This window comes from Devosia sp. 67-54, assembly GCF_001899075.1.
In the GTDB taxonomy this organism is placed as follows: Bacteria; Pseudomonadota; Alphaproteobacteria; order Rhizobiales; family Devosiaceae; genus Devosia_A.
On the sequence record NZ_MKVA01000005.1, the window covers coordinates 1017330 to 1036039 of the forward strand.

Genomic DNA, 18710 nt, shown 5'->3' on the forward strand with positions numbered 1-18710 from the left:
CGTACGAGTCCTTCTCTCTTGAGTCTTCAGCCTGCCCGCATCCTCATCGTCATGGGCGTTTCGTCCAGCGGCAAGACCGTGACCGGCAAGGCCATCGCGCGGCGCCTGCACGCCCCGTTCCTTGATGGCGACGACTACCATCCGGACTCCAACAAGCAGAAGATGCACGCGGGCATTCCGCTCGACGACAACGACCGCTGGCCGTGGCTGTCGGCCTTGGCCAAGGCGCTGCACGAGGCGGCGGAGCAAAAGGGCGTGGCCGTCGGCGCCTGCTCGGCGCTCAAGCGCAGCTATCGCGACTATCTGCTGAAGGAGGCAGGCGAGCCGATCCTGTTCGTCTATCTCGAGGGCAGCCAGAAGCTGATCGAGGAGCGAGCCTCGGCTCGCCACCACGAGTTCATGCCCTCGTCGCTGGTCGGCAGCCAGTTCGAGACGCTCGAAGTCCCCGGCGCGGACGAAAACGCTATCAGCGAGCCGGTCACCCTGCCCGTCGAAACCATCGCCGAGCGCGTCGTAAAGGCGGTTCCGCATTTGAAGAGCTTCCGGCGGAAGCAGTAGCGTCGCGCACCGGCACCTGCTGCACCGCGACGATCGAGCCATCCATCGGAAACTCGTGCTTCGACAGCGCCGTCGGCCAATCCGTCATGCCGGCAAGGCAGTAGGATTTGATCGAGCGTAGCGACAGGAGCGGCGCGGCCGGCAGCACGGGCAGGTCCTGGAAGGGCGTCTCGACCGGCACGGTCACGTCGCCGATAGCCCGGCGGAAATTGAGGTCGCCCTTGAGGACGTTGAGGACATCCGGCCCTTCCCCCAATTCGTCGAGCGGCAGCCGGTCGAAGAATTTCGGCGACGACCAGAAGGCATGCGCGGCGAAGCGGATTCCGCCGCGCTGCACCGCGTTTTGCAGGCGCTTGCCGAAGCCGTCGCTGCCCAGCCGGTCGAACAGGATGGTGACGTCGTCGGCGGTGGTGTCGGAGACGAACATCGGCAATTGCTTGACGTGCACCACCACCTCGACGCCAGCCTCCGCCGCGATGACGCACAGGATCAGGTCGGCGACGAACTCGCCGCCGAAATTGTCGGCGATGAGGTTCAGCCGCCGGACGGAGCCGGCGTCGAGCGCCAGCGCCTCGCGCCCAAGCTCGTAGCGGCCGGTGGGCGAGCCGATCTGCGACAGATCGTGCGCATTGGCGTCGAGCGCCAGCGCCAGACCCTCAGCCAGCGTCGAGACGCGGCCGAGCGCGTCGTCGGCCCATTTGAGGTGCCGGTCGAGATCGCGGTGCTTGGTGGCGCGGAACGGATCGGCACGGGTGTCGGCGAAGCGTACCGCTTCGAGGATGCGGAAATACATCCAGAATTCGAAATCGAAGAACGGCGCCTCGCCGATGCGCCGGCCGTTGACGCGCGCCGGAAATCCCTCCCAGCCCGCGAACGGCCAGTTGCCGAGGTCAACCACCATCGGCGCGCCGGCGGCGATGGCGCGCGAGATGGCCTCGAGCCGCGCCACGGTTTCGGTGTCGAAGCCGTCGCCGGCATTGCGAACGATCATCGGGATGCGCTTCGCCATCGTCTCGGCGACGAAGCGGCGATAACGCTCCATGGGACCGACGGAGCGGGATCTAGGCACGCGGGGCCACCGTCAGAAGCCGAACGCGTATTGGCCGGTGGGGCTGGCGGCGTGCTCCAGCGCCAGCATGCGCATCTTGGCGCCGACGCCACCGGGCGAGGAAAAGCCCACCGCCTTGTCGCCGGCACCCAGCACGCGATGGCACGGAATGATCAGGGGAATGGGGTTGGCGCCCATCGCCTGCCCCACGGCACGCGACAGCGCCACGTCGCCGAGGGTACGGGCGATGGCGCCGTAGGTGGTGGTTTCGCCATAGCCGATCTTCAGCAGCTCGGCATAGGCTTGCCGGTTGAACTCGGGGATGCCGTCCAGGTCGAGCGGCACACCGGTGAAGTCGATCTTTTCGCCTTCGGCATAGCGCCGGATCATATCGGGAAGCGCGGCGAAGCGGCCGTCGGGGAAACCCGGCTCGGCCGGATCGCGCGAAATCCAGATTTCGGTCCTCGCCCGGTCGCGGCCGGGCAACGCCACACGCGCCACGCCGGTATCGGTCCAGGCGAGGCCGAAGGTGCCGAGCGCGGTGTCGACAAGGCAGTAGCGCATGGCCGGCAATATAGTCGCGGGCTGCGACGGACCCAACCCGGTTTTGGCGGTGCAGCGTCAATCAAAGTGAGCATGAGGAAAACAAGCACAGGAACGGCAATGAAACGAAGGCGAGGGCAATGCATATCCATGGCCCGAAGGCGAAAGGCAGGCTGATCAACAGAAACCGAGCCCGCTTTCCGACGACAGCGAACGCGCCAGCTACGATTACTACCCAAGCGATCGGCCCCCATATCAAGAACAGCCCCAGCCATTCGGGATAGCCAGCCAGGGCAAGCCCTCGCGCGATCACAACAACGGTAAGGAACGCCATGAGGCCCGCAACAGCGAGCGTCGCGGCGGCGAAGGGAACCAGCAGCCATCGGTGCGCCATGTTCCCATCTTCCTTCGTTGCCTCCATGCGGGGCACCAGCCCGCTCAGGCGACCGGGCCGCCCGGCGCGGTGAATGGCGCGCCCGGTGCGGGCCGGCCGATGCCTGCCCAGTTGGCGGCCTTGTCCTTGAGCTCGCGGAACTTCCGGCTCACCTGGCCGATGCGCTCGTCCCAGGCGGGGTCGGGCGACTGTCCGGCGATGACGCGGAAATAGACGTCCATCATGGCGGCGATGGCGAAGGGCTCGATCAGCGCCGCCTTCACCGCCCAGGCGAAGAGGATGGCGAAGACGAAGCCGCCTGCCCCCCAGGCGTTGGGAATGAACCAGACCAGCGCTGCGGCGGGCGCCAGCATCAGCAGGAACACCACGAAGCTGAGCACGTACATGATGATGGTCAGCCAGGCGGCGTTCTTGAGCATCACCTTGTAGTTCTGCGCGTAGAGCACCACGGCAGTCTCGGCGTCCTGCCACGGATTGGTGGTGCGCACGCGGAACAGATAGCCGAGCACCACCTCGTCCATCAGCCCGATGGCGACGCGCAGGAAGGCGCGGACCACGGCAAGCACGTTCTGCAGCCCCGGGATCGGCAGGAACGAGGCGATGCCCTGGATCAGCCCGAGGATCGCCGCCAGCACGCCGCGGACCAGCAGGTCGACGCCGAACAGCACGCTGGTTTCGGTGAAATGGTTGCGCACGATCTCGGTGGCGTAGTTGATCTGGCCCTGCCCCTGCGGGATCTGCCGGCCGTCGAGCAGTTCCACCAGTACGGCGATGTGGCCGGCCTTGACGATGTAGAGCAGATATTCGCGCAGGAACCAGATGGTGCCGGCCGTCACCGCAAAGCCGATGATGCCGCCCCAGGCCATGGCGCCGACACGGAAGTCCGGATCGCCGAAGGCCCCGACGCCCCAGCCGATGCCGACGCCGGTTCCCGTCACCAGCACATAGGCGACGGCGATGCCGAAATAAACGATGACGCGGAAGACGATGAAAGGAAGCGTCTGGCCCATAAGGCCGAGCGTGCGGCCGACGGAAAAGTCCCACATGGCGAACCTCGATGCGCGCCCCGCGCGGTGCGAGGTTATCGCGAATCGCGCCGCGGCGGCAATTCACCGCAGGCGACGCCTGTCGATCAGGTGAAAAGCACGGCGGCCAGTGCAAGCAATGCCGGAATTGTCTGGATGAGGAGGATGCGGACACCGACGGTTGCCGCCCCGTAAGCACCCGCCACCGCAACGCAGAGAAGGAAGAAGATCTTCACCGGGTCGCCGGCGTCACCCAGCCAGATGCCCCAGATCAACCCGGCCGCCAGGAAGCCGTTGTAGAGCCCCTGATTGGCGGCCAGCACCTTGCTTTCCCGGGCGAAGGATTCGCTCGTGCCGAACGCCTTGCGGCCGCGCGGCGTGTCCCAGAGAAACATCTCCAGCACGACGATGTAGAGATGGATGACGGCGACAAGGCCGGTGAGGATGTTGGCGATCATGAGGTCTTTCTTACAGCCTCCCCCGTCCATGGCCAACGACGGCGAAACGCCGGCAATTCCGCAAAGCTTCGTTTACGCGCCGGCCGTAGTCTCGCGGCGATCGGAAGCCTTGGGGGCAACGGTGTCGGGACGGGATCTCGTCGAAGATTTGCGCAGCGGTGCGAAGCCGCCGCCGCGCGCCGCGCGCTCCGTCGGACTTGTCGACATCGCGCTCGCCCTCGTTGCAATCGTCGCGCTCACCGGCGTGGGCTATTTTGGCTACACGAACTGGCTGCAGCCGCGCCTTTCGGGCCCTGGCGCCCCGCAGCAACCGCCCGCGCTCGCCGCCGCTCTCCCCGCCAAGCCGGCACCGCAGCCCTGGACGGATGCGGACGACGCCCGATGTGTGCAAAAGGCCCGCGCCGAGGCGCAGTCGAAGGGGCCGCGGCAGGTGATCTCGCCCAACCCGTCGCTGGCGCCGGGCTTTGCCGGCATGGCGAGCCTGCTGGAATGCAAGATTACGCGAAAGGTCGAGCGCTTCTGTGATCCCGAGCAGAAGGGCAAGCTGGTCGAGGCCGTGAACGACTATCTCACCCGCACCGACCTCATCGTCGGGGCGCTGGGATTGCAGGGCGCGCCGATGGCGATCATGGGGCAGATCGTCGGCGGCGAAGCCGCCGCCGGTTCCGGCATCTATGAGGCGCAGCGCGCCGAAGTCCTCGCCTTCATGCAGACCTACAATGGGCGAGTGGCCAAGGCCATTCGGGCACTGGCGCGCGACGGCCTCGTCGCCCCCACCGATTTTGCCGGCTTCCTCGGCGGAACGCCGGAAAACGTCAAGGCGCTGTTCGGGGCGGCGCTGGCGGAACGCAACATCTGCGCGTGAGCGGGTGCCATAAATAAAGAGCCGCCCCGAAGGGCGGCCCTGTCGCGGCACGTGCGTGAGTTCACCTGCCAATCCTAAATGTCGTCGATTCTCAGTGCTTGAGGTCCTTGCGGGCCTCGTCCTTGGCCTTGCCCACGGCCGACTGTACCTGTCCGGCCGCCTTGTCGAGCTTGCCTTCCGCCTGCAGCTTGACGTTGCCCGTCATCTTGCCGGCGGCATCCTTCACGGCGCCTTTCATCTGCTTGCCCGCGCCTTCGATCTGGTCCTTGTGCATCTGGTTAACCTCCTCAGAATGCAGTCGGTGAGGAAACGGCCGGACGCCGCGGCGGTTCCCGTCCGTTTCATGAATTCGGGGCCCATCTCAGCGGCAAGCTGCGCTGCACAGGCGTTCATTGCCGCTGCGTGACGTCCAAAAAGCGCGGCCGTCGGCCGGAACGCCATTCTTCACACGACGTCAGGGGTCAACGGGGCGGAACGCCGGGGGCGGCCGCGGAACTCGGCTCGCCGAGATAGCTCACCTCGATGCGATGGAACAGCGGTCCCTGCTTCATGCCGGACAGCCATTTGTCGAAATCGGCGCGATCCCGGAATCCGGCCTTGCGCGCATCGGCGGCCGTCACGTCCGCCGGGTCCATCTCGTCCATGCGACCGATCCGCAGCAGCCCGATCCTGGTCTTGAGCGTGCCGCCCGCCTTGACCGAAGGCCGCGTCCAGCGCCGGAACTGCAGCGTGATGTCGCCCCGCCTGATCGCCTCCAGCACCTCGGCCTTGATCAACATCGCCCTGCCCTCCTCATAACCGGCTCGCGGCGCACCGCGCCGGGCGTTTGATAGCGGCTCTGGGGGGAAGGAGCACGCGCAATGTTTTCTGCCATCGGCCTCGCGGCGACCTGGTGCTGGTGCTGCCCGCGGCCACCCGGCTGGCTCTGGTCACGGCGCCGCAGGCGGAGGCGCTGACGCCCCACGATTGGCTCGGCGTCTACACGCATCAATAAGTGGTGCGGGCGGCGGGACTCGAACCCGCACGGGGATACCCCCTCGGGATTTTAAGTCCCGTATGTCTACCATTCCATCACGCCCGCACATGCTGGACGTACGTGGAGCGGTGCGGCAAGGCAATGGCTAGTCCGTGCCGCCCGCGATCGGCGCCACGTAGGCGACGTCGAGGTCCCAGGGGAAGAAGATCCAGGTGTCCTGGCTGACTTCGGTGATGAAGGTGTCGACCATCTCGCGGCCCTTGGGCTTGGCGTAAACGGTGGCGAAGTGGGCGCCCGGCAGCATGTCGCGTACGGCCCGGGCGGTGGCGCCAGTATCGACCAGATCGTCGACGATCAGGATTTTCCGCCCGGCCTTCGCCTTCTCGACGATCTGCGGATCGATCGGCTTCAGCAGCCTGATCTCGCCCTGCGACTGGTGATCGTAGCTCTTGACCGCGACGCAATCGACGGTGCGGATGTTGAGCTCGCGGGCGACGATCGCCGCCGGCACCAGGCCGCCGCGGGTGATGGCGACGCAGGCCTCGAACGGTCCCTCGCCATTCAGCCGCCAGGCGAGCGCCCGGCTGTCGCGATGGAACTGGTCCCAGCTCACCGGGAAACTCTTGGTACGCGGATCGTTCACGACTGCTCTCCTCGCAATCTCAATAGGGATCGGGCGACGGGAAGCCGCCCTTGGCGTGTTCCGCAGCCACCATGTCGTACACGGCCTTCGCCGCCTGCCTGAGCCGTGCCTCGTCGGCCGAGCGCAGCACCAGCTCGGTCATCACCGTGCCGTCGCCCATGCGCGGGTAGCTGCCCATCTTCACGTCGGGGAATTGCTGCTGCAGCGCGGCCAGCGGGCCACCGATATTGCCCTCGCCTACCCGCGACTTGACCGTCAGCGAATGCACCTTGCGGCCGCCCTTGAGGGTGGGCGCGATCGAATCCAGCATCGCCCGCATGATCACCGGCACGCCCGCCATCACGTGCACGTTGCCGATGCGGAAGCCGGGGGCGGCGCTCACGGAGTTGACGATCAGGCTCGCGCCCTCGGGAATACGCGCCATCCTGAGCCGCATCTCGTTGGGCTCGGTGCCGCGCTCCTTCCAGCGGGCTTCGAGCATGGCCCGCGCCTCCGGGTTGATCGGAAGCGCCACGCCGAACGCCTTGGCGATGGCGTCGGCGGTGATGTCGTCATGGGTCGGGCCGATGCCGCCGGTGGTGAAGACGTAGGTGTAGCGGGCGCGCAGCGCGTTCACGGCGGCGATGATGTCGTCCTCGACATCGGCAACCACCCGCACCTCCATCAGGTCGATGGCAAGGTCGGTGCAAAAATCGGCGGTGGCGCCGATATTGACGTCCTTGGTGCGCCCCGAGAGGATTTCGTCGCCAATGACGAGCAGCGCGGCGGTCGGGTTCTTCGGATCGTCAGTCATCTTCGTCGGCCGGAGCGGGAAAGGCGCATGCATCGCGCGCCGGCGCGGCAAAAGCAACGGGCGCACGGGCTTTTGCACCAGAGCGGGATTGCCGATTCGCGGCTGCTCCCGGCTTTTTTTCGCGCTCTGTCGGATCGGTCGCGGGAGTGCCCGATCGTTCGCTCCCTCCGACGCAAGGCAGCCCGGCCTTCCAAATCCGTCCCCGACGGACTATTTCTGAACGACGCGAAAGATATCGAGATGATTACGTACGTCGACGCCGAAACCAAGACCCGCCGCACCTCGGGCATCATTCCGCTGCACGGCGAGGCCGGGTTTGCCGGCATGCGCAAGGCGGGAGCCCTCACCGCCGAGGCGCTCGACCTGCTGACCGAGCATGTGAGGCCCGGCGTCACCACGGCCTTTCTCGACCGGATGGCTTATGAGTTCGCCATGGATCACGGGGCGATCCCGGCGACCCTGTTCTACAAGGGCTACCGCTATTCGATCTGCACCTCGATCAACCATGTGGTGTGCCACGGCATGCCGGAAGAGCGCCCGCTACGCGAAGGCGACATCGTCAATATCGACCTGACGCTGATCGTCGACGGCTGGTACGGCGACAGCTCGCGCATGTACCCGGTGGGCGAAATCTCGCGCAAGGCGGAGCGGCTGATCGAAGTGACTTACGAGTCGCTCTATGCCGGCATCGCGGCAGCGAGGCCCGGCAACACCACCGGCGACATCGGCGCCGCCATCCAGGCGCACGCCGAGGCCGAGCGCACCTCGGTGGTGCGCGATTTCGTCGGCCACGGCGTCGGCCAATTGTTTCACGACGAGCCCAACATCATGCATTTCGGCGTGCCGGGCACCGGCGTGGAGCTCAAGCCGGGCATGATCTTCACCATCGAGCCGATGATCAATCTCGGCCGCCCGCACGTCAAAATCCTGTCGGATGGCTGGACGGCGGTGACGCGCGACCGCACGCTGTCGGCGCAAGCCGAGCACTCGATCGGCATCACCGAGACGGGGCACGAAATCTTCACCCTCTCCCCGCGCGGCCTGTTCAACCCGCTCGACGCCCGCAAATAGCGATGGGGGATGAGGCCAAGCCGGCGCTGGACGGACTGGCCGAAGCCCCTGCGGTCGACCTCAAGACGGGCCATCGCGACCGGGTGCGCGAGCGCTTCAAGCGCGTCGGCGGCGAGGCCTTCACCGATGCGGAACTGCTGGAAGCGGTGCTGCATCTGGCGATACCGCGCCGCGACACCAAGGACCTCGCAAAGCTCCTGCTCAGGCGCTTCGGCTCGTTTTCCGCGGTCCTCGCGGCGCCAAGGGCGCAACTGGACGAATTCGCCGGGCTTGGCGATACCACGATCACCAGCCTCAAGATGATGCAGGCGGCGGCGCAGCGCTATGCCCGTGACCGGGTGGACCAGACGCAGCCGATCCTCAGCTCATGGGCGGCCCTGATCGATTACTGCCGCTCGGCCATGGCGTTCGAGGACGTCGAGCAGTTCCGCGTACTGTTCCTCGACAAGAAAAACCGGCTGATCGCCGACGAAGTGCAGCAGCGCGGCACCATCGACCACACCCCGGTCTATCCGCGCGAGGTGATCAAGCGCGCGCTCGAACTCGGCGCTACCGCCTTGATCCTCGCGCATAACCACCCGTCGGGCGATCCGGCGCCCTCCACTGCCGATGTGCAGATGACGCGCCAGATCATCGACGTCGCCAAGCCGCTCGGCATCACCGTCCACGACCACATCATCATCGGCAAGTCCGGCCACGCCTCGATGAAGGCGCAGCGGCTGATCTGACGGGTACGCTACTCGGAGTCCGGTGCCGAGGTGGCGGCCCTGCCGCCCAATTTCAGGACTGCGCCACGCACCGATTTCGCCATCGCCAGCAGCTTGGGATCGGACTTCACCCGCGCCTTGAGCTGGTGCAGGCCGCGGTGGCCGGCGGCCGCCAGCAGGCCGCGGCGCGTCACCGGCACGTAGTGGTGCCGCACCGGCACCTGCACATTGCACCAATGGCGCTTCTCGTCGGTCAGCCCCTCGCCCATGTCGAAGACGCGATAGCCGGCGTCGAACACGGTCTGCATCACCCGCAGCAGGCATTGCTTGCCCGGTGAGCCGGGGCGAAGCGCCGGGTCCTCGCTCATCGACGAAATCAGGCAGAAGATGCGGTCGCCATAGACGATGTTGTAGCGCACCGCGACGACGTCGCCGTTCAGCGTCAGCACATGCAGCTTCACCGGCACCTGCGAGCCCAGAGTGGCCGTGGCATCGTAGAAGGCGCGGATATTGGGGCCGCAGAACGGATCGAACACACCCATCTCGCGGAACCGTGCCGCGCGCTGGCGGAACATGGTGTCGAGCACGAGGCCGGCCGGAATGCCGCTCTCCATCTCCTCGAAGCGCACCTCGCCCATGGCCTCGAGCTTGTCGCCCTGCTGACGGTCATGCTTGCGGCGCGACTTGTTGCGCTGGGTCTTGTCGGCGTCCTCGAAGCCGGCGAAGGCGGCGCGATAGAGGGTGTCGGCTTCGATCGACTGGCCAAGCTCGGCGAACAGGTCGACTCCGTCGACGACGAGTTGCGGCACCGATTTGAGGTAGACCAGATCGGCGCCGGGAACGTCCGCGAGCATCTGCCGCCAGAGCGCCGCCCGGCGCGCCGGTGGCATCGCGGCGAGCCGCGATGTGTCGACCAGGGGGGCGTTGCAGCCGACATGGGCGCCGGGAAACCAGGAGAGCAGGCGTACGCCCTTGTCCCAGCGCCGCTGCAGCGGCAGCAGCGCCACGGGCACGCCGGCGTCCTCGGCGAGGATGAAATACTGGTTCGCCTCGGCGACGCCGAGGTTCGAGATCCACAGCCGTACGAATTCGAAAATCTGGCCCGGCGACTCGACGCCGCCGGCGGTGAGTCGGCGCCAGACCGCCTCGACGCCCTCCAGCCGGTGGCCGACCGAAACATGGAAGCTTCCCACCGCGGACTCGATCGTCCGCGGCATGGCCTCGACCAGCGACGTGCGTGCGAGGGCTGCACTCTGCGCCATTCCGGCAATCCTCATCTTCCCGCTTGCAAGCTGGCGGGCAGGCATGAATCTGCGGTTCACTTTGCCGCTAATCCCGCGCGAGGACTGGCTTTTCTGGCGCCAGGGTTAATTTCAGCCGAAGCTTTGCAGGATCGGGAAGGTTTCGAGGAACCAATAGCTGAGGCGGGTGAACTGACCCGTCAGGAACAGCAGGCCGGTGAGCACCAGCAGCACGCCCATGACCTTCTCCACCGTGCCCAGATGTCTGCGAAAGCTGGCGAAGAAGGTGAGGAACGGCCCGATGGCAATGCCGGCGAGCAGGAACGGCACGCCCAGCCCCAGCGAATAGATGCCGAGCAGGCCGGCGCCCTGCCAGGCCGTATCCTGTACCGCCGCGACCGACAGGATCGCCGCCAGCACCGGGCCGATACACGGTGTCCAACCGACGGCGAAGGCCAGTCCGAGCAGAAAGCCGCCCATCGGCCCGCTCGCGGCGCCGGGGCCGGAATGCCGGAACTGGCGGTCGAGAAAGCCGATACGGAAGACGCCAAGGAAATGCAGGCCCATGGCGATGATGAACAGACCGGCGACCGGGGTGATCACCGGCAGCGCCTGCCGGAACGCCTGGCCGAAGGCCGTCGCCGTCGCCCCAAAGGTGACGAACACCAGCGAGAAGCCGAGGATGAAGAACACCGAGGTGAAGACGGATTTGCGCCAGATCACCCCCGCTGTCGCGCCATCTGCCCGCAACTGGTCGAAGCTCGAGCCGGACATATAGGTAAGATAGGGCGGCACCAGCGGCAGCACGCAGGGGCTCAGGAAGCTCAGCACCCCTGCCCCGAACACCAGCGGAAACGAAAACCCGTTCATGCCGGGCTTGTGGCAGGGGGTTGTCGGCAAGGCAACTGCCTCAACGTCGCGTGATGGCATCGGGGCGAGACGCGCCTCTTGCTCACCACACCAACCGCGGCTAAGTCGCATCTACCCGCTTTCGGATATCTACCCAACATCGGATACAAAGCGCATGACCCTACCGATCCGTATCGCGCCATCGATCCTCAGCGCCGATTTCGCGCGTCTGGGCGAGGAAATCCGGGCCATCGCGGCAGCGGGCGCAGACTATATCCATGTCGACGTGATGGATGGCCATTTCGTGCCCAACATCACGCTGGGCCCGATCCTCGTGCAATGGATACGCCCGATCACGACCAAGGTGCTGGATTGCCATCTGATGATCGCGCCGGCCGATCCCTATATTCCAGCGTTCGCCAAGGCGGGGGCCGACATCATCACCTTGCACGCCGAGGCCGGTCCGCATCTGCACCGCTCGCTGCAAGCGATCCGGGCCGAGGGCAAGAAGGCGGGCGTTGCGATCAATCCGGCGACGCCGGTGTCGGCGCTCGAGCACGTTGTCGACAGCGTCGACCTGATCCTGGTGATGAGCGTCAACCCCGGCTTCGGCGGGCAGAGCTTCATCCCCGAGGCGGTGACCAAGCTGAAACAGGCCAAGGCGCTGATCGGTGGACGGCCGATCGACCTCGAAGTCGATGGCGGCATCAATCCGGAAACCGCCGGGCCCGTGGCGCGCGCGGGCGCCAATGTGCTGGTGGCCGGCAATGCGGTGTTCGCCGGCAACGACCCCAAGACCTACGCTCCGCGCATCAAGGCGATCCGCGATGCCGCCTCGACGCTCGATGTCTAGCCCTGTGCCCTCGGGTCTCAGCCACATGACCTTCGTCGTGGCCGACCTCGATGCGATGGAGGCGATCCTCGTCGGCGTATTGGGCGCACGGAAAGTCTACGATAGCGGCCCCAAGCAGTTCTCGCTGTCGGAGGAGCGCTTCTTCGAAATCGGCGAAGAGCCGCTGTGGGTCGCCACGATGCAGGGCGAGGCCCTTCCGGCTCGCAGTTACAATCACGTGGCCTTCAAGATCGACGATAGCGATTTCGAGATCTATCGCGCGCGCATCGCGTCCCTAGGGCTGGATTTGCGTGAGAGCCGCCCGCGAATCGCCGGCGAAGGCCGCTCGCTCTATTTCCACGACCACGACAATCATCTGTTCGAGCTGCACACCGGCACACTAGCCGAACGGCTGGCGGCCTATGCTGCCGCGGCACCATCGAGGACTTAACCATGATCCCGCGCTACTCCCGTCCCGAGATGGTGGCCATCTGGTCGCCCGAGACGAAATTCCGCATCTGGTTCGAGATCGAGGCGCACGCCACGACGCAGCTTGCCAATCTCGGCGTGGTGCCGAAAGAGGCGGCCGAAACCATCTGGGACAAGGGCAGCAAGGCCACCTTCGACGTCGCCCGCATCGACGAGATCGAGGCGACCACCAAGCACGACGTCATCGCCTTCCTCACCCATCTCAGCGAAATCGTCGGCCCCGAGGCGCGCTTCGTGCACCAGGGCATGACCAGTTCCGACGTGCTCGACACGACGCTCGCGGTGCAATTGGCGCGCGCCAGCGACATCCTGCTCGCCGACATCGACACGCTGCTTGCGGCGCTGAAGCGCCGCGCCAAGGAGCACAAATATTCGATCACGATCGGGCGCTCGCATGGCATCCATGCCGAGCCGACGACCTTCGGCATCAAGCTCGCCCAGGCCTATGCGGAGTTCGCCCGCGCCCGCGAGCGCCTGGTCAACGCCCGCCGCGAGATCGCCACCTGTGCCATCTCCGGCGCCATCGGCACCTTCGCCAATATCGACCCGTCGGTCGAAGCCTATGTCGCCGACAAGCTCGGGCTGGTGCCCGAGACCGTGTCGACGCAGGTCATCCCGCGGGACAGGCATGCGATGTTTTTTGCAACGCTGGGGGTGATTGCGTCCTCGGCGGAGCGGCTGGCGACTGAGATTCGGCATTTGCAGCGGACGGAAGTGCTTGAGGCGGAAGAGTTCTTTTCGCCGGGGCAGAAGGGCTCGTCGGCGATGCCGCACAAGCGCAACCCGGTGTTAAGCGAGAACGTGACGGGCCTTTCTCGACTTGTTCGCGGCATGGTCACGCCGGCGCTCGAGGATGTGGCGCTCTGGCACGAGCGCGACATCTCGCACTCGTCGGTCGAGCGCATGATCGGGCCGGACGCCACGGTGACGCTGGACTTCGCCCTGGCGCGGCTGACCGGGCTGATCGACAAGCTGCTGGTCTATCCCGACGCCATGAAGCGCAACCTCGATTTGCTGGGCGGGCTGCACAACTCGCAACGCGTACTGCTGGCGCTGACGCAGGCCGGAATGAGCCGCGAGGCCGCCTATGCCGCGGTGCAGCGCAACGCCATGAAGGTGTGGGAGATGCGCGGCGACCGCGCCGGGAAATTCGCGAGTCTTTTGAAGGCGGACCCCGAGGTTTCTCAGAATCTGAGTCCGGCCGAGATCGACGCCATGTTCGACGATTTCTATCACCTCAAGCACGTCGATGCGATCTTCGAGCGGGTGTTCGGGCCGGATCTCTGACCGGTGAAGATCGCGGAAGCCGACATCCTGATCGCGCCGGGGCTGGGCAATTCGCCGCCCGAGCACTGGCAGCGCCGCTGGGCGCGGCGCATGGCCAATGCGCATGTCATCGAGCAGGACGATTGGCAGACGCCGGCGCCGGCCGACTGGATCGGCCGCATCCATCAGGAGATCATGCTGGCGACCCGGCCGGTGGTGCTGGTCGGCCATTCCCTGTCGGTCGCCGCGATCGTGCTGACGGCGCAGCGCCTCGCCGACACCAAGGTGCGCGGCGCATTCCTGGTGTCGCCGCCGGATTTCGACGGCCCTGACCTCCCGCCCGAAGCCAGGCCGTTCAAGCCGCCGACCGATCCGCTGCCCTTTCCCTCGATGGTCATCGCCTCGACCACCGACCCGCTGGTGACGGTCGAGCGCGCGCAGGGCTTTGCCGCCGACTGGGGCAGCGCCTTAAAGCTCGCGGGCGACGCCGGCCACATCAACGCCGCCTCCGGCCACGGCCCATGGCCGGAAGGGCTGCTGATGTTCGCGGAACTGATGCAGCGGCTGAAGGCCTAACCCGTCGCAGAACGGTGTCGTCGCGCAGGAGTGCGAGGATTGCGGCCTCGGCCTGCGCTCCTTCGGCGCGAACGCGTTAGCGGCGGTGGGCGATGAACGAGATCTTCTTGTGCCCCGTTCCCTTGGCCGGCGTATACTCACAGACCAGATTGTCGAGCAGCGGGCGCTTTTCCTTGAGCAGCCCGGCGATAAAGCCGAGAACCAGGCTCGGCCGGCACGTCATGGTGTCAGCCGTCCAGGCCATGCCCTTGTTGCACGAGGTGCGGCTCAGCCTGACGTCGACGAACACGCCGGCGACGTTCCAGTTCAACCGCCCATCGCAGCGCAGCCCGCCACCCCGCACCGAATAGGTGCCGCGATGCTTCAGGCAAAAGCTGAAGCTGTACTTGTCATAGATATTGCCGACGGCGGCATAGCAGTTGGAGACGATGACGCCGCCCGGGACATCCGGCACCGCGACCCGGACGTCGCGCTCGACGGCCGAAGCGGCACTGGTGAAGATGAACAGGCAGGCTGCGAGCACCGCAAGCATATTGGCAAGCTGACGCATGATCATACTCCCGCAAGCAAATGCCGGCAGGTTATGCCCGCGAGGCTCGTCGCGGCAAGGCCTCAGCCTTCGGCCAGCACCTGCTCGCGGGCGGTGATGGTCAGTTCGGCCATCTTCTTTCGAATCATGTCGTCGGACACCGAGGCGCCCTTGGCCTTGAGGTCGGCGGAAATCTTGCGGAACACGTCTTCCTCACCGGCTTCCTCGAAGTCGGCGGCAACCACCTCGGCGGCGTAGTCCCTGGCGTGCTGGTCGGACAATCCCATGTGCTCGGCCGCCCACAGGCCCAACAGCTTGTTGCGGCGGGCCTCGGCCTTGAACCGCAGCTCGTCGTCGCGCGCGAACTTGGCTTCCTGGGCTTTTTCGCGGTCGTCAAACTGGGCCATCTCGGTCTCGCCTCGTGCTCTCAAACGCGGCGCCGCGCGCCGCCTCCGTAGAGGAGATAGTCGGTGCGATGGCTTTAATCAACGGCCCGTGAAGCATGCCACATGGAGCGAGGAATCCGGGGCAAGCCGTTCTGCGGCTTCAGCTATTTCCGGGCAGCCCGGCCACGCCCCGAAAGAGCTTGCTTTCGGGAGGGGTTCTGGCGCATGAACGGCCCAACCTCCCCCACCCGATCGCTGTCAGGATTTTGCCAATGAACCGTCGGCGGAAGATTTACGAGGGCAAGGCGAAGGACCTCTACGAGGGTCCGGAGCCGGGCACTCTGGTTCAGTACTTCAAGGACGACGCCACCGCCGGCAACGGCGCCAAGCACGATATCATCGACGGCAAGGGCGTCCTCAACAACCGCATCTCCGAATACATCTTCACCAAGCTCAATACGCTGGGCATCCCCACGCATTTCATCCGCCGCATCAACATGCGCGAGCAACTGATCAAGGAAGTCGAGATCATTCCGCTCGAGGTGGTGGTGCGCAACGTCGCGGCCGGCTCGCTGGTCAAGCGCCTCGGGCTCGAGGCCGGCACGCAGCTGCCGCGCTCGATCATCGAATTCTACTACAAGGACGATGCCCTCAACGACCCGATGGTGAGCGAAGAGCACATCACCGCGTTCGGCTGGGCCACCCCGCCCGAGCTGGACGACATCATGAGCCTGGCGGTGCGCGTCAACGACTTCCTCACCGGCCTGTTTATGGGCGTCGGCATCCAGCTCGTCGACTTCAAGATCGAGTGCGGGCGGCTCTACGAGGGGGACACGATGCGGATCGTGCTGGCCGACGAGATCAGCCCGGACAATTGCCGGCTGTGGGACATCAAGACCCGCAACAAGCTCGACAAGGACCGCTTCCGCGAGGATCTGGGCGGGCTGGTCGACGCCTATCGCGAAGTGGCGCAGCGGCTCGGCATTCTTGTGGAAACCGACAACGCGCTGACGACCGGGCCGCGCCTGGTCCAGTAAGAAGCGCGCATGAGAGCCCGCGTCACCGTCACCCTCAAAGCCGGCGTGCTTGACCCGCAGGGCCAGGCCATCACCGGTTCGCTCAAGAGCCTCGGCTTTTCCGGGGTTTCCGCCGTGCGGCAGGGCAAGGTGTTCGACCTCGAGCTGGGCGAGACCGACCCAGCGGAGGCGCGGCTCAGCCTCGCCGCGATGTGCGAGAAGCTGCTCGCCAACACGGTGATCGAGAACTACGCGATCGAGATCGTCTGAACCGCAAAGCCCCGCCCGCCCTCCCGTCGTTGCGTACGCGGGAAGGCGGGCGGGGCTTTCGGACCGTCTGCTGCCCGCTACAATTTCACCTGCGGGCGGCCTTCTCCGGTCTCGCTGTGCGTCTGCTCCAGGGTGGGGCGGATTTCGACGCTGGCGTATTTCATCAGGGCACTGTCCCTGGTCAGGGCGATGGCCTCGTCCATGTCCCGGGCCTCGATCAGGGTGAAGCCGCCGAGCCATTCCTTGGTTTCGAGGAACGGGCCGTCGGTGCGGCTGATGCCGCGCCGGCCGCCACGGATGGTGACCGCGGTTTCCGGGCCCTGCAGCGGCTGGCCGAGGATCAGATGGCCGGAGCGGCGCATATCGATGTCCTCGACAATGGTGTCGTCGGTGAGCTTGGTCAGCTCGGCCTCGGAGACGCCATCGAAGGCGCCGGGCTCGAAATAGACGAGGCACATAAATTTCATCTGGAGTCTCCATGCTTGTGTCGCAGGTAATCGCGCGACGAAGGGCGAAATCGACAATACTCTGTCAGGGCGTCTCGCAGGCTCTGTCATGGCGGCAGGTGCGGCGTTCGAGTCACACCGCGAGGCAATCGCGCCTGCGACGCCAAAGTGCCCTGTTTCGGGCCGGCGAATCCGCTAGAGCGATGCCGTTCGTCCGGTTGCCCCTGCCATGCTCAAGACCTTCTCGCTGTCGCTGCTGTTCATGCTTGCCCTCGGGCTCATGATCGCGGCCTATTCCAGCATCCCAACCTGATCCAGCGGCGGGGCCGAATTGGCTCGTATCGTCTTCCTCAGCGTGCCGGCCTACGGACACCTCAATCCGGTGCTGCCGATCGTGCGCGAGCTGGTGCGCCGCGGCCATGAGGTCACGGTGTTCGACGAGCCGCCCTTCGCCCCGGTAATCGCGGCGACGGGGGCGAAATTCGTCGCCTACCCGCCGGTGATGAGCATGGAGGACATGGCCGCCGTGCTGATGAGCGGCGACCTGATGGCGACGTTCGAGCTGTTCGTGCGCTCGACCCCGGCGCTGCACGAATTCTGCTACCGCACGCTGAAGCGCGACAAGCCCGACATCATCGTCGCCGACGGCATTGCGCTGTGGGGCGAAATGGTGGGGCGGGCGCTGCGGGTGCCGCATGTGATCACCAGCCCGTTCTTTGCCTACGAGATCGGGCGCAACCAGGCGCCGGGCGAGTTCCCGGCCAGCCTCAAGAGCTTCCTCAGACATCTGGGGCCGCTGGTCTGGGGCTGGATCGCGGTGGCGCTCAAGGGGGTGTGGCTGCTGCCGCTGCACTGGCCGATCCAGCCGGTGCGCGGCGACCTGACGCTGATGCTGACCAGCCGCGAGGTGCACCCGCCCTCGCCCATCTTCGACAAGAAGGGCTGGGCCTTCGTCGGCGCCATGATCGACCCGGCGACGCGGCTCGACAGCTTCGATTTCTCGCGGCTCGACGGGCGGCCGGTGATCTATGTGTCGCTGGGGACGCTGATCTTCGGCAAGACCGATTTCTACGAGCGCTGCATGCAGGCGCTGGCCGACTTCTCCGGCCAGGTGCTGCTGTCGGCCGGGCGCGGCTCCGACCTCGGCCGCTTCGCCAAGGCGCCCGGGAACTTCATCGTCGCCGAGACCTTCCCGCAGCTCGAGGTGCTGCAGCGTACCGACCTGTTCATCACCCCGGCCGGGCTCAACAGCCTGCACGAGGCGCTGTGGTTCGGCGTGCCGATGGTGGCGGTGCCGCAGCATTTCGAGCAACTGCACAATGCCGAGGCGATGAGCACGCGGGGCGCCGGCATCACGCTGCCGGACGAGGCGCATGGCGGCACGGTCAGCCCGGCCGAGCTACGGCGGGCGGTCGATACGGTGTTCGCCGACCTCGCGGGCTACCGCAGCAAGGCGCTGGCGCTGGGCGAGAGCCTCAAAGCGGCCGGCGGGTTCGCGGCCGCCGCCGATCTCATCGAGCGCACCGGCGCGCGGCGTTCAGGTCACGTTCAGCCGGACGCCGTCACAAGCGCGTCGGCGGCGGTGCGGTAGTCGTTACCGGCCGCTTAACCAAACCGATTCAACACGGCTTAACCGGCCGACCCTATAACCGAGACATGCGCTGCGTAGCGCGCGCGACCACCAGTAAAGCCCGCCCCAAATGCTCAAGACCTTCTCGCTGTCCGTGCT

25 protein-coding genes and 1 tRNA gene are annotated in these 18710 nt (G+C 66.1%); 11 read left to right on the plus strand and 15 right to left on the minus strand.

What is annotated here, in order from left to right; all coding sequences use genetic code 11:
* The first annotated feature begins 18 nt into the window (after positions 1–18).
* On the plus strand, positions 19–558 hold the full coding sequence (locus BGO82_RS10260; RefSeq protein ID WP_291305456.1) for a gluconokinase: 540 nt from the start codon (positions 19–21) through the stop codon (positions 556–558).
* Here BGO82_RS10260 and BGO82_RS10265 read toward each other — a convergent pair.
* The 5 genes from BGO82_RS10265 to BGO82_RS10285 form a co-directional block, all read right to left on the minus strand.
* On the minus strand, positions 479–1627 hold the full coding sequence (locus BGO82_RS10265; protein WP_291305457.1) for an ARMT1-like domain-containing protein: 1149 nt from the start codon (positions 1625–1627) through the stop codon (positions 479–481). The two genes, BGO82_RS10260 and BGO82_RS10265, sit on opposite strands and share 80 nt — an antisense overlap.
* A 12-nt stretch (positions 1628–1639) precedes the next feature.
* Positions 1640–2170, minus strand: coding sequence for a methylated-DNA--[protein]-cysteine S-methyltransferase (locus tag BGO82_RS10270; RefSeq protein WP_291305458.1), 531 nt, complete (start codon positions 2168–2170; stop codon positions 1640–1642).
* A 61-nt stretch (positions 2171–2231) separates the two neighbouring features.
* A complete protein-coding gene (locus BGO82_RS10275; RefSeq protein WP_291305459.1) occupies positions 2232–2570 on the minus strand; it encodes a hypothetical protein in 339 nt (112 codons plus the stop codon).
* 17 nt (positions 2571–2587) lie between these two features.
* On the minus strand, positions 2588–3589 hold the full coding sequence (locus BGO82_RS10280) for a hypothetical protein (protein ID WP_291305460.1): 1002 nt from the start codon (positions 3587–3589) through the stop codon (positions 2588–2590).
* 86 nt (positions 3590–3675) lie between these two features.
* On the minus strand, positions 3676–4026 hold the full coding sequence (locus BGO82_RS10285) for a DUF1304 domain-containing protein (RefSeq protein ID WP_291305461.1): 351 nt from the start codon (positions 4024–4026) through the stop codon (positions 3676–3678).
* Between the two features lie 121 nt (positions 4027–4147).
* Here BGO82_RS10285 and BGO82_RS10290 point away from each other — a divergent pair, with 121 nt between their 5' ends.
* Positions 4148–4891, plus strand: coding sequence for a hypothetical protein (locus BGO82_RS10290; protein ID WP_291305462.1), 744 nt, complete (start codon positions 4148–4150; stop codon positions 4889–4891).
* A 91-nt stretch (positions 4892–4982) separates the two neighbouring features.
* Here BGO82_RS10290 and BGO82_RS10295 read toward each other — a convergent pair whose 3' ends face one another.
* The 5 genes from BGO82_RS10295 to BGO82_RS10315 form a co-directional block, all read right to left on the minus strand.
* The gene (locus tag BGO82_RS10295; protein WP_291305463.1) at positions 4983–5165 is read right to left on the minus strand and encodes a CsbD family protein; all 183 of its coding nucleotides are present in this window, start codon (positions 5163–5165) and stop codon (positions 4983–4985) included.
* A 187-nt stretch (positions 5166–5352) separates the two neighbouring features.
* The gene (locus BGO82_RS10300; protein ID WP_291305464.1) at positions 5353–5670 is read right to left on the minus strand and encodes a hypothetical protein; all 318 of its coding nucleotides are present in this window, start codon (positions 5668–5670) and stop codon (positions 5353–5355) included.
* 216 nt (positions 5671–5886) lie between these two features.
* A tRNA-Leu gene (locus BGO82_RS10305) sits at positions 5887–5972 on the minus strand.
* 40 nt (positions 5973–6012) lie between these two features.
* Positions 6013–6510 (minus strand): xanthine phosphoribosyltransferase, encoded by a 498-nt coding sequence (gene gpt / locus BGO82_RS10310; RefSeq protein ID WP_291305465.1) that lies wholly within the window; start codon positions 6508–6510, stop codon positions 6013–6015.
* Between the two features lie 19 nt (positions 6511–6529).
* A complete protein-coding gene (locus tag BGO82_RS10315) occupies positions 6530–7303 on the minus strand; it encodes a competence/damage-inducible protein A (protein WP_291305466.1) in 774 nt (257 codons plus the stop codon).
* 240 nt (positions 7304–7543) lie between these two features.
* Here BGO82_RS10315 and map point away from each other — a divergent pair, with 240 nt between their 5' ends.
* The gene (gene map / locus BGO82_RS10320; RefSeq protein WP_291305467.1) at positions 7544–8374 is read left to right on the plus strand and encodes a type I methionyl aminopeptidase; all 831 of its coding nucleotides are present in this window, start codon (positions 7544–7546) and stop codon (positions 8372–8374) included.
* 2 nt (positions 8375–8376) lie between these two features.
* The gene (gene radC, locus BGO82_RS10325; protein ID WP_291305468.1) at positions 8377–9102 is read left to right on the plus strand and encodes a DNA repair protein RadC; all 726 of its coding nucleotides are present in this window, start codon (positions 8377–8379) and stop codon (positions 9100–9102) included.
* An 8-nt stretch (positions 9103–9110) separates the two neighbouring features.
* On the opposite strand, the gene BGO82_RS10330 is transcribed toward radC, so the two are convergent.
* The gene (locus tag BGO82_RS10330; protein WP_291305469.1) at positions 9111–10343 is read right to left on the minus strand and encodes a GNAT family N-acetyltransferase; all 1233 of its coding nucleotides are present in this window, start codon (positions 10341–10343) and stop codon (positions 9111–9113) included.
* Between the two features lie 111 nt (positions 10344–10454).
* Positions 10455–11192 carry a cytochrome c biogenesis protein CcdA gene (locus BGO82_RS10335; protein WP_291305470.1) on the minus strand — a complete coding sequence of 246 codons (738 nt, stop codon included), beginning with the start codon at positions 11190–11192 and terminating at the stop codon, positions 10455–10457.
* Between the two features lie 154 nt (positions 11193–11346).
* Between BGO82_RS10335 and rpe the strand changes: the two genes are divergently transcribed.
* Genes rpe through BGO82_RS10355 form a run of 4 tightly spaced genes read left to right on the plus strand, consistent with a single transcriptional unit; the run spans position 11347 to position 14334 of the window.
* Positions 11347–12024: a ribulose-phosphate 3-epimerase gene (rpe, locus tag BGO82_RS10340; RefSeq protein WP_291305471.1), complete on the plus strand. Its 678-nt coding sequence runs from the start codon at positions 11347–11349 to the stop codon at positions 12022–12024.
* A gap of 4 nt (positions 12025–12028) precedes the next feature.
* A complete protein-coding gene (gene fosX, locus BGO82_RS10345; protein ID WP_291305708.1) occupies positions 12029–12454 on the plus strand; it encodes a FosX/FosE/FosI family fosfomycin resistance hydrolase in 426 nt (141 codons plus the stop codon).
* 2 nt (positions 12455–12456) lie between these two features.
* Positions 12457–13779 carry an adenylosuccinate lyase gene (gene purB / locus BGO82_RS10350; protein WP_291305472.1) on the plus strand — a complete coding sequence of 441 codons (1323 nt, stop codon included), beginning with the start codon at positions 12457–12459 and terminating at the stop codon, positions 13777–13779.
* Between the two features lie 3 nt (positions 13780–13782).
* Positions 13783–14334, plus strand: coding sequence for an alpha/beta hydrolase (locus BGO82_RS10355; RefSeq protein WP_291305473.1), 552 nt, complete (start codon positions 13783–13785; stop codon positions 14332–14334).
* 76 nt (positions 14335–14410) lie between these two features.
* Here the strand turns inward: BGO82_RS10355 and BGO82_RS10360 are convergent, their stop codons facing one another.
* A complete protein-coding gene (locus BGO82_RS10360) occupies positions 14411–14884 on the minus strand; it encodes a hypothetical protein (RefSeq protein WP_291305474.1) in 474 nt (157 codons plus the stop codon).
* 62 nt (positions 14885–14946) lie between these two features.
* On the minus strand, positions 14947–15270 hold the full coding sequence (locus BGO82_RS10365; protein WP_291305475.1) for a DUF1476 domain-containing protein: 324 nt from the start codon (positions 15268–15270) through the stop codon (positions 14947–14949).
* Between the two features lie 251 nt (positions 15271–15521).
* Here BGO82_RS10365 and purC point away from each other — a divergent pair, with 251 nt between their 5' ends.
* A complete protein-coding gene (purC, locus tag BGO82_RS10370) occupies positions 15522–16286 on the plus strand; it encodes a phosphoribosylaminoimidazolesuccinocarboxamide synthase (protein WP_291305476.1) in 765 nt (254 codons plus the stop codon).
* Between the two features lie 9 nt (positions 16287–16295).
* The gene (gene purS, locus BGO82_RS10375; RefSeq protein WP_291305477.1) at positions 16296–16535 is read left to right on the plus strand and encodes a phosphoribosylformylglycinamidine synthase subunit PurS; all 240 of its coding nucleotides are present in this window, start codon (positions 16296–16298) and stop codon (positions 16533–16535) included.
* A gap of 77 nt (positions 16536–16612) precedes the next feature.
* On the opposite strand, the gene BGO82_RS10380 is transcribed toward purS, so the two are convergent.
* Positions 16613–17002: a YciI family protein gene (locus BGO82_RS10380; RefSeq protein ID WP_291305478.1), complete on the minus strand. Its 390-nt coding sequence runs from the start codon at positions 17000–17002 to the stop codon at positions 16613–16615.
* Positions 17003–17312: 310 nt separating this feature from the next.
* Here BGO82_RS10380 and BGO82_RS10385 point away from each other — a divergent pair, with 310 nt between their 5' ends.
* Complete coding sequence (locus BGO82_RS10385) at positions 17313–18572, plus strand: nucleotide disphospho-sugar-binding domain-containing protein (RefSeq protein WP_291305479.1); 1260 nt, start codon at positions 17313–17315, stop codon at positions 18570–18572.
* Positions 18573–18710 lie beyond the last annotated feature (138 nt).

Bases quoted from the DNA above. Each gene is read 5' to 3' on its own strand.
- BGO82_RS10315 (WP_291305466.1), bottom strand. From the start codon at position 7,303: ATGACTGACGATCCGAAGAACCCGACCGCCGCGCTGCTCGTCATTGGC.
- rpe (WP_291305471.1), top strand. From the start codon at position 11,347: ATGACCCTACCGATCCGTATCGCGCCATCGATCCTCAGCGCCGATTTC.
- BGO82_RS10335 (WP_291305470.1), bottom strand. From the start codon at position 11,192: ATGAACGGGTTTTCGTTTCCGCTGGTGTTCGGGGCAGGGGTGCTGAGC.
- radC (WP_291305468.1), top strand. From the start codon at position 8,377: ATGGGGGATGAGGCCAAGCCGGCGCTGGACGGACTGGCCGAAGCCCCT.
- BGO82_RS10365 (WP_291305475.1), bottom strand. From the start codon at position 15,270: ATGGCCCAGTTTGACGACCGCGAAAAAGCCCAGGAAGCCAAGTTCGCG.
- purC (WP_291305476.1), top strand. From the start codon at position 15,522: ATGAACCGTCGGCGGAAGATTTACGAGGGCAAGGCGAAGGACCTCTAC.
- BGO82_RS10300 (WP_291305464.1), bottom strand. From the start codon at position 5,670: ATGTTGATCAAGGCCGAGGTGCTGGAGGCGATCAGGCGGGGCGACATC.
- BGO82_RS10270 (WP_291305458.1), bottom strand. From the start codon at position 2,170: ATGCGCTACTGCCTTGTCGACACCGCGCTCGGCACCTTCGGCCTCGCC.
- BGO82_RS10285 (WP_291305461.1), bottom strand. From the start codon at position 4,026: ATGATCGCCAACATCCTCACCGGCCTTGTCGCCGTCATCCATCTCTAC.
- BGO82_RS10330 (WP_291305469.1), bottom strand. From the start codon at position 10,343: ATGGCGCAGAGTGCAGCCCTCGCACGCACGTCGCTGGTCGAGGCCATG.
- BGO82_RS10380 (WP_291305478.1), bottom strand. From the start codon at position 17,002: ATGAAATTTATGTGCCTCGTCTATTTCGAGCCCGGCGCCTTCGATGGC.
- purS (WP_291305477.1), top strand. From the start codon at position 16,296: ATGAGAGCCCGCGTCACCGTCACCCTCAAAGCCGGCGTGCTTGACCCG.
- BGO82_RS10295 (WP_291305463.1), bottom strand. From the start codon at position 5,165: ATGCACAAGGACCAGATCGAAGGCGCGGGCAAGCAGATGAAAGGCGCC.
- purB (WP_291305472.1), top strand. From the start codon at position 12,457: ATGATCCCGCGCTACTCCCGTCCCGAGATGGTGGCCATCTGGTCGCCC.
- BGO82_RS10275 (WP_291305459.1), bottom strand. From the start codon at position 2,570: ATGGAGGCAACGAAGGAAGATGGGAACATGGCGCACCGATGGCTGCTG.
- BGO82_RS10360 (WP_291305474.1), bottom strand. From the start codon at position 14,884: ATGCGTCAGCTTGCCAATATGCTTGCGGTGCTCGCAGCCTGCCTGTTC.
- map (WP_291305467.1), top strand. From the start codon at position 7,544: ATGATTACGTACGTCGACGCCGAAACCAAGACCCGCCGCACCTCGGGC.
- BGO82_RS10280 (WP_291305460.1), bottom strand. From the start codon at position 3,589: ATGTGGGACTTTTCCGTCGGCCGCACGCTCGGCCTTATGGGCCAGACG.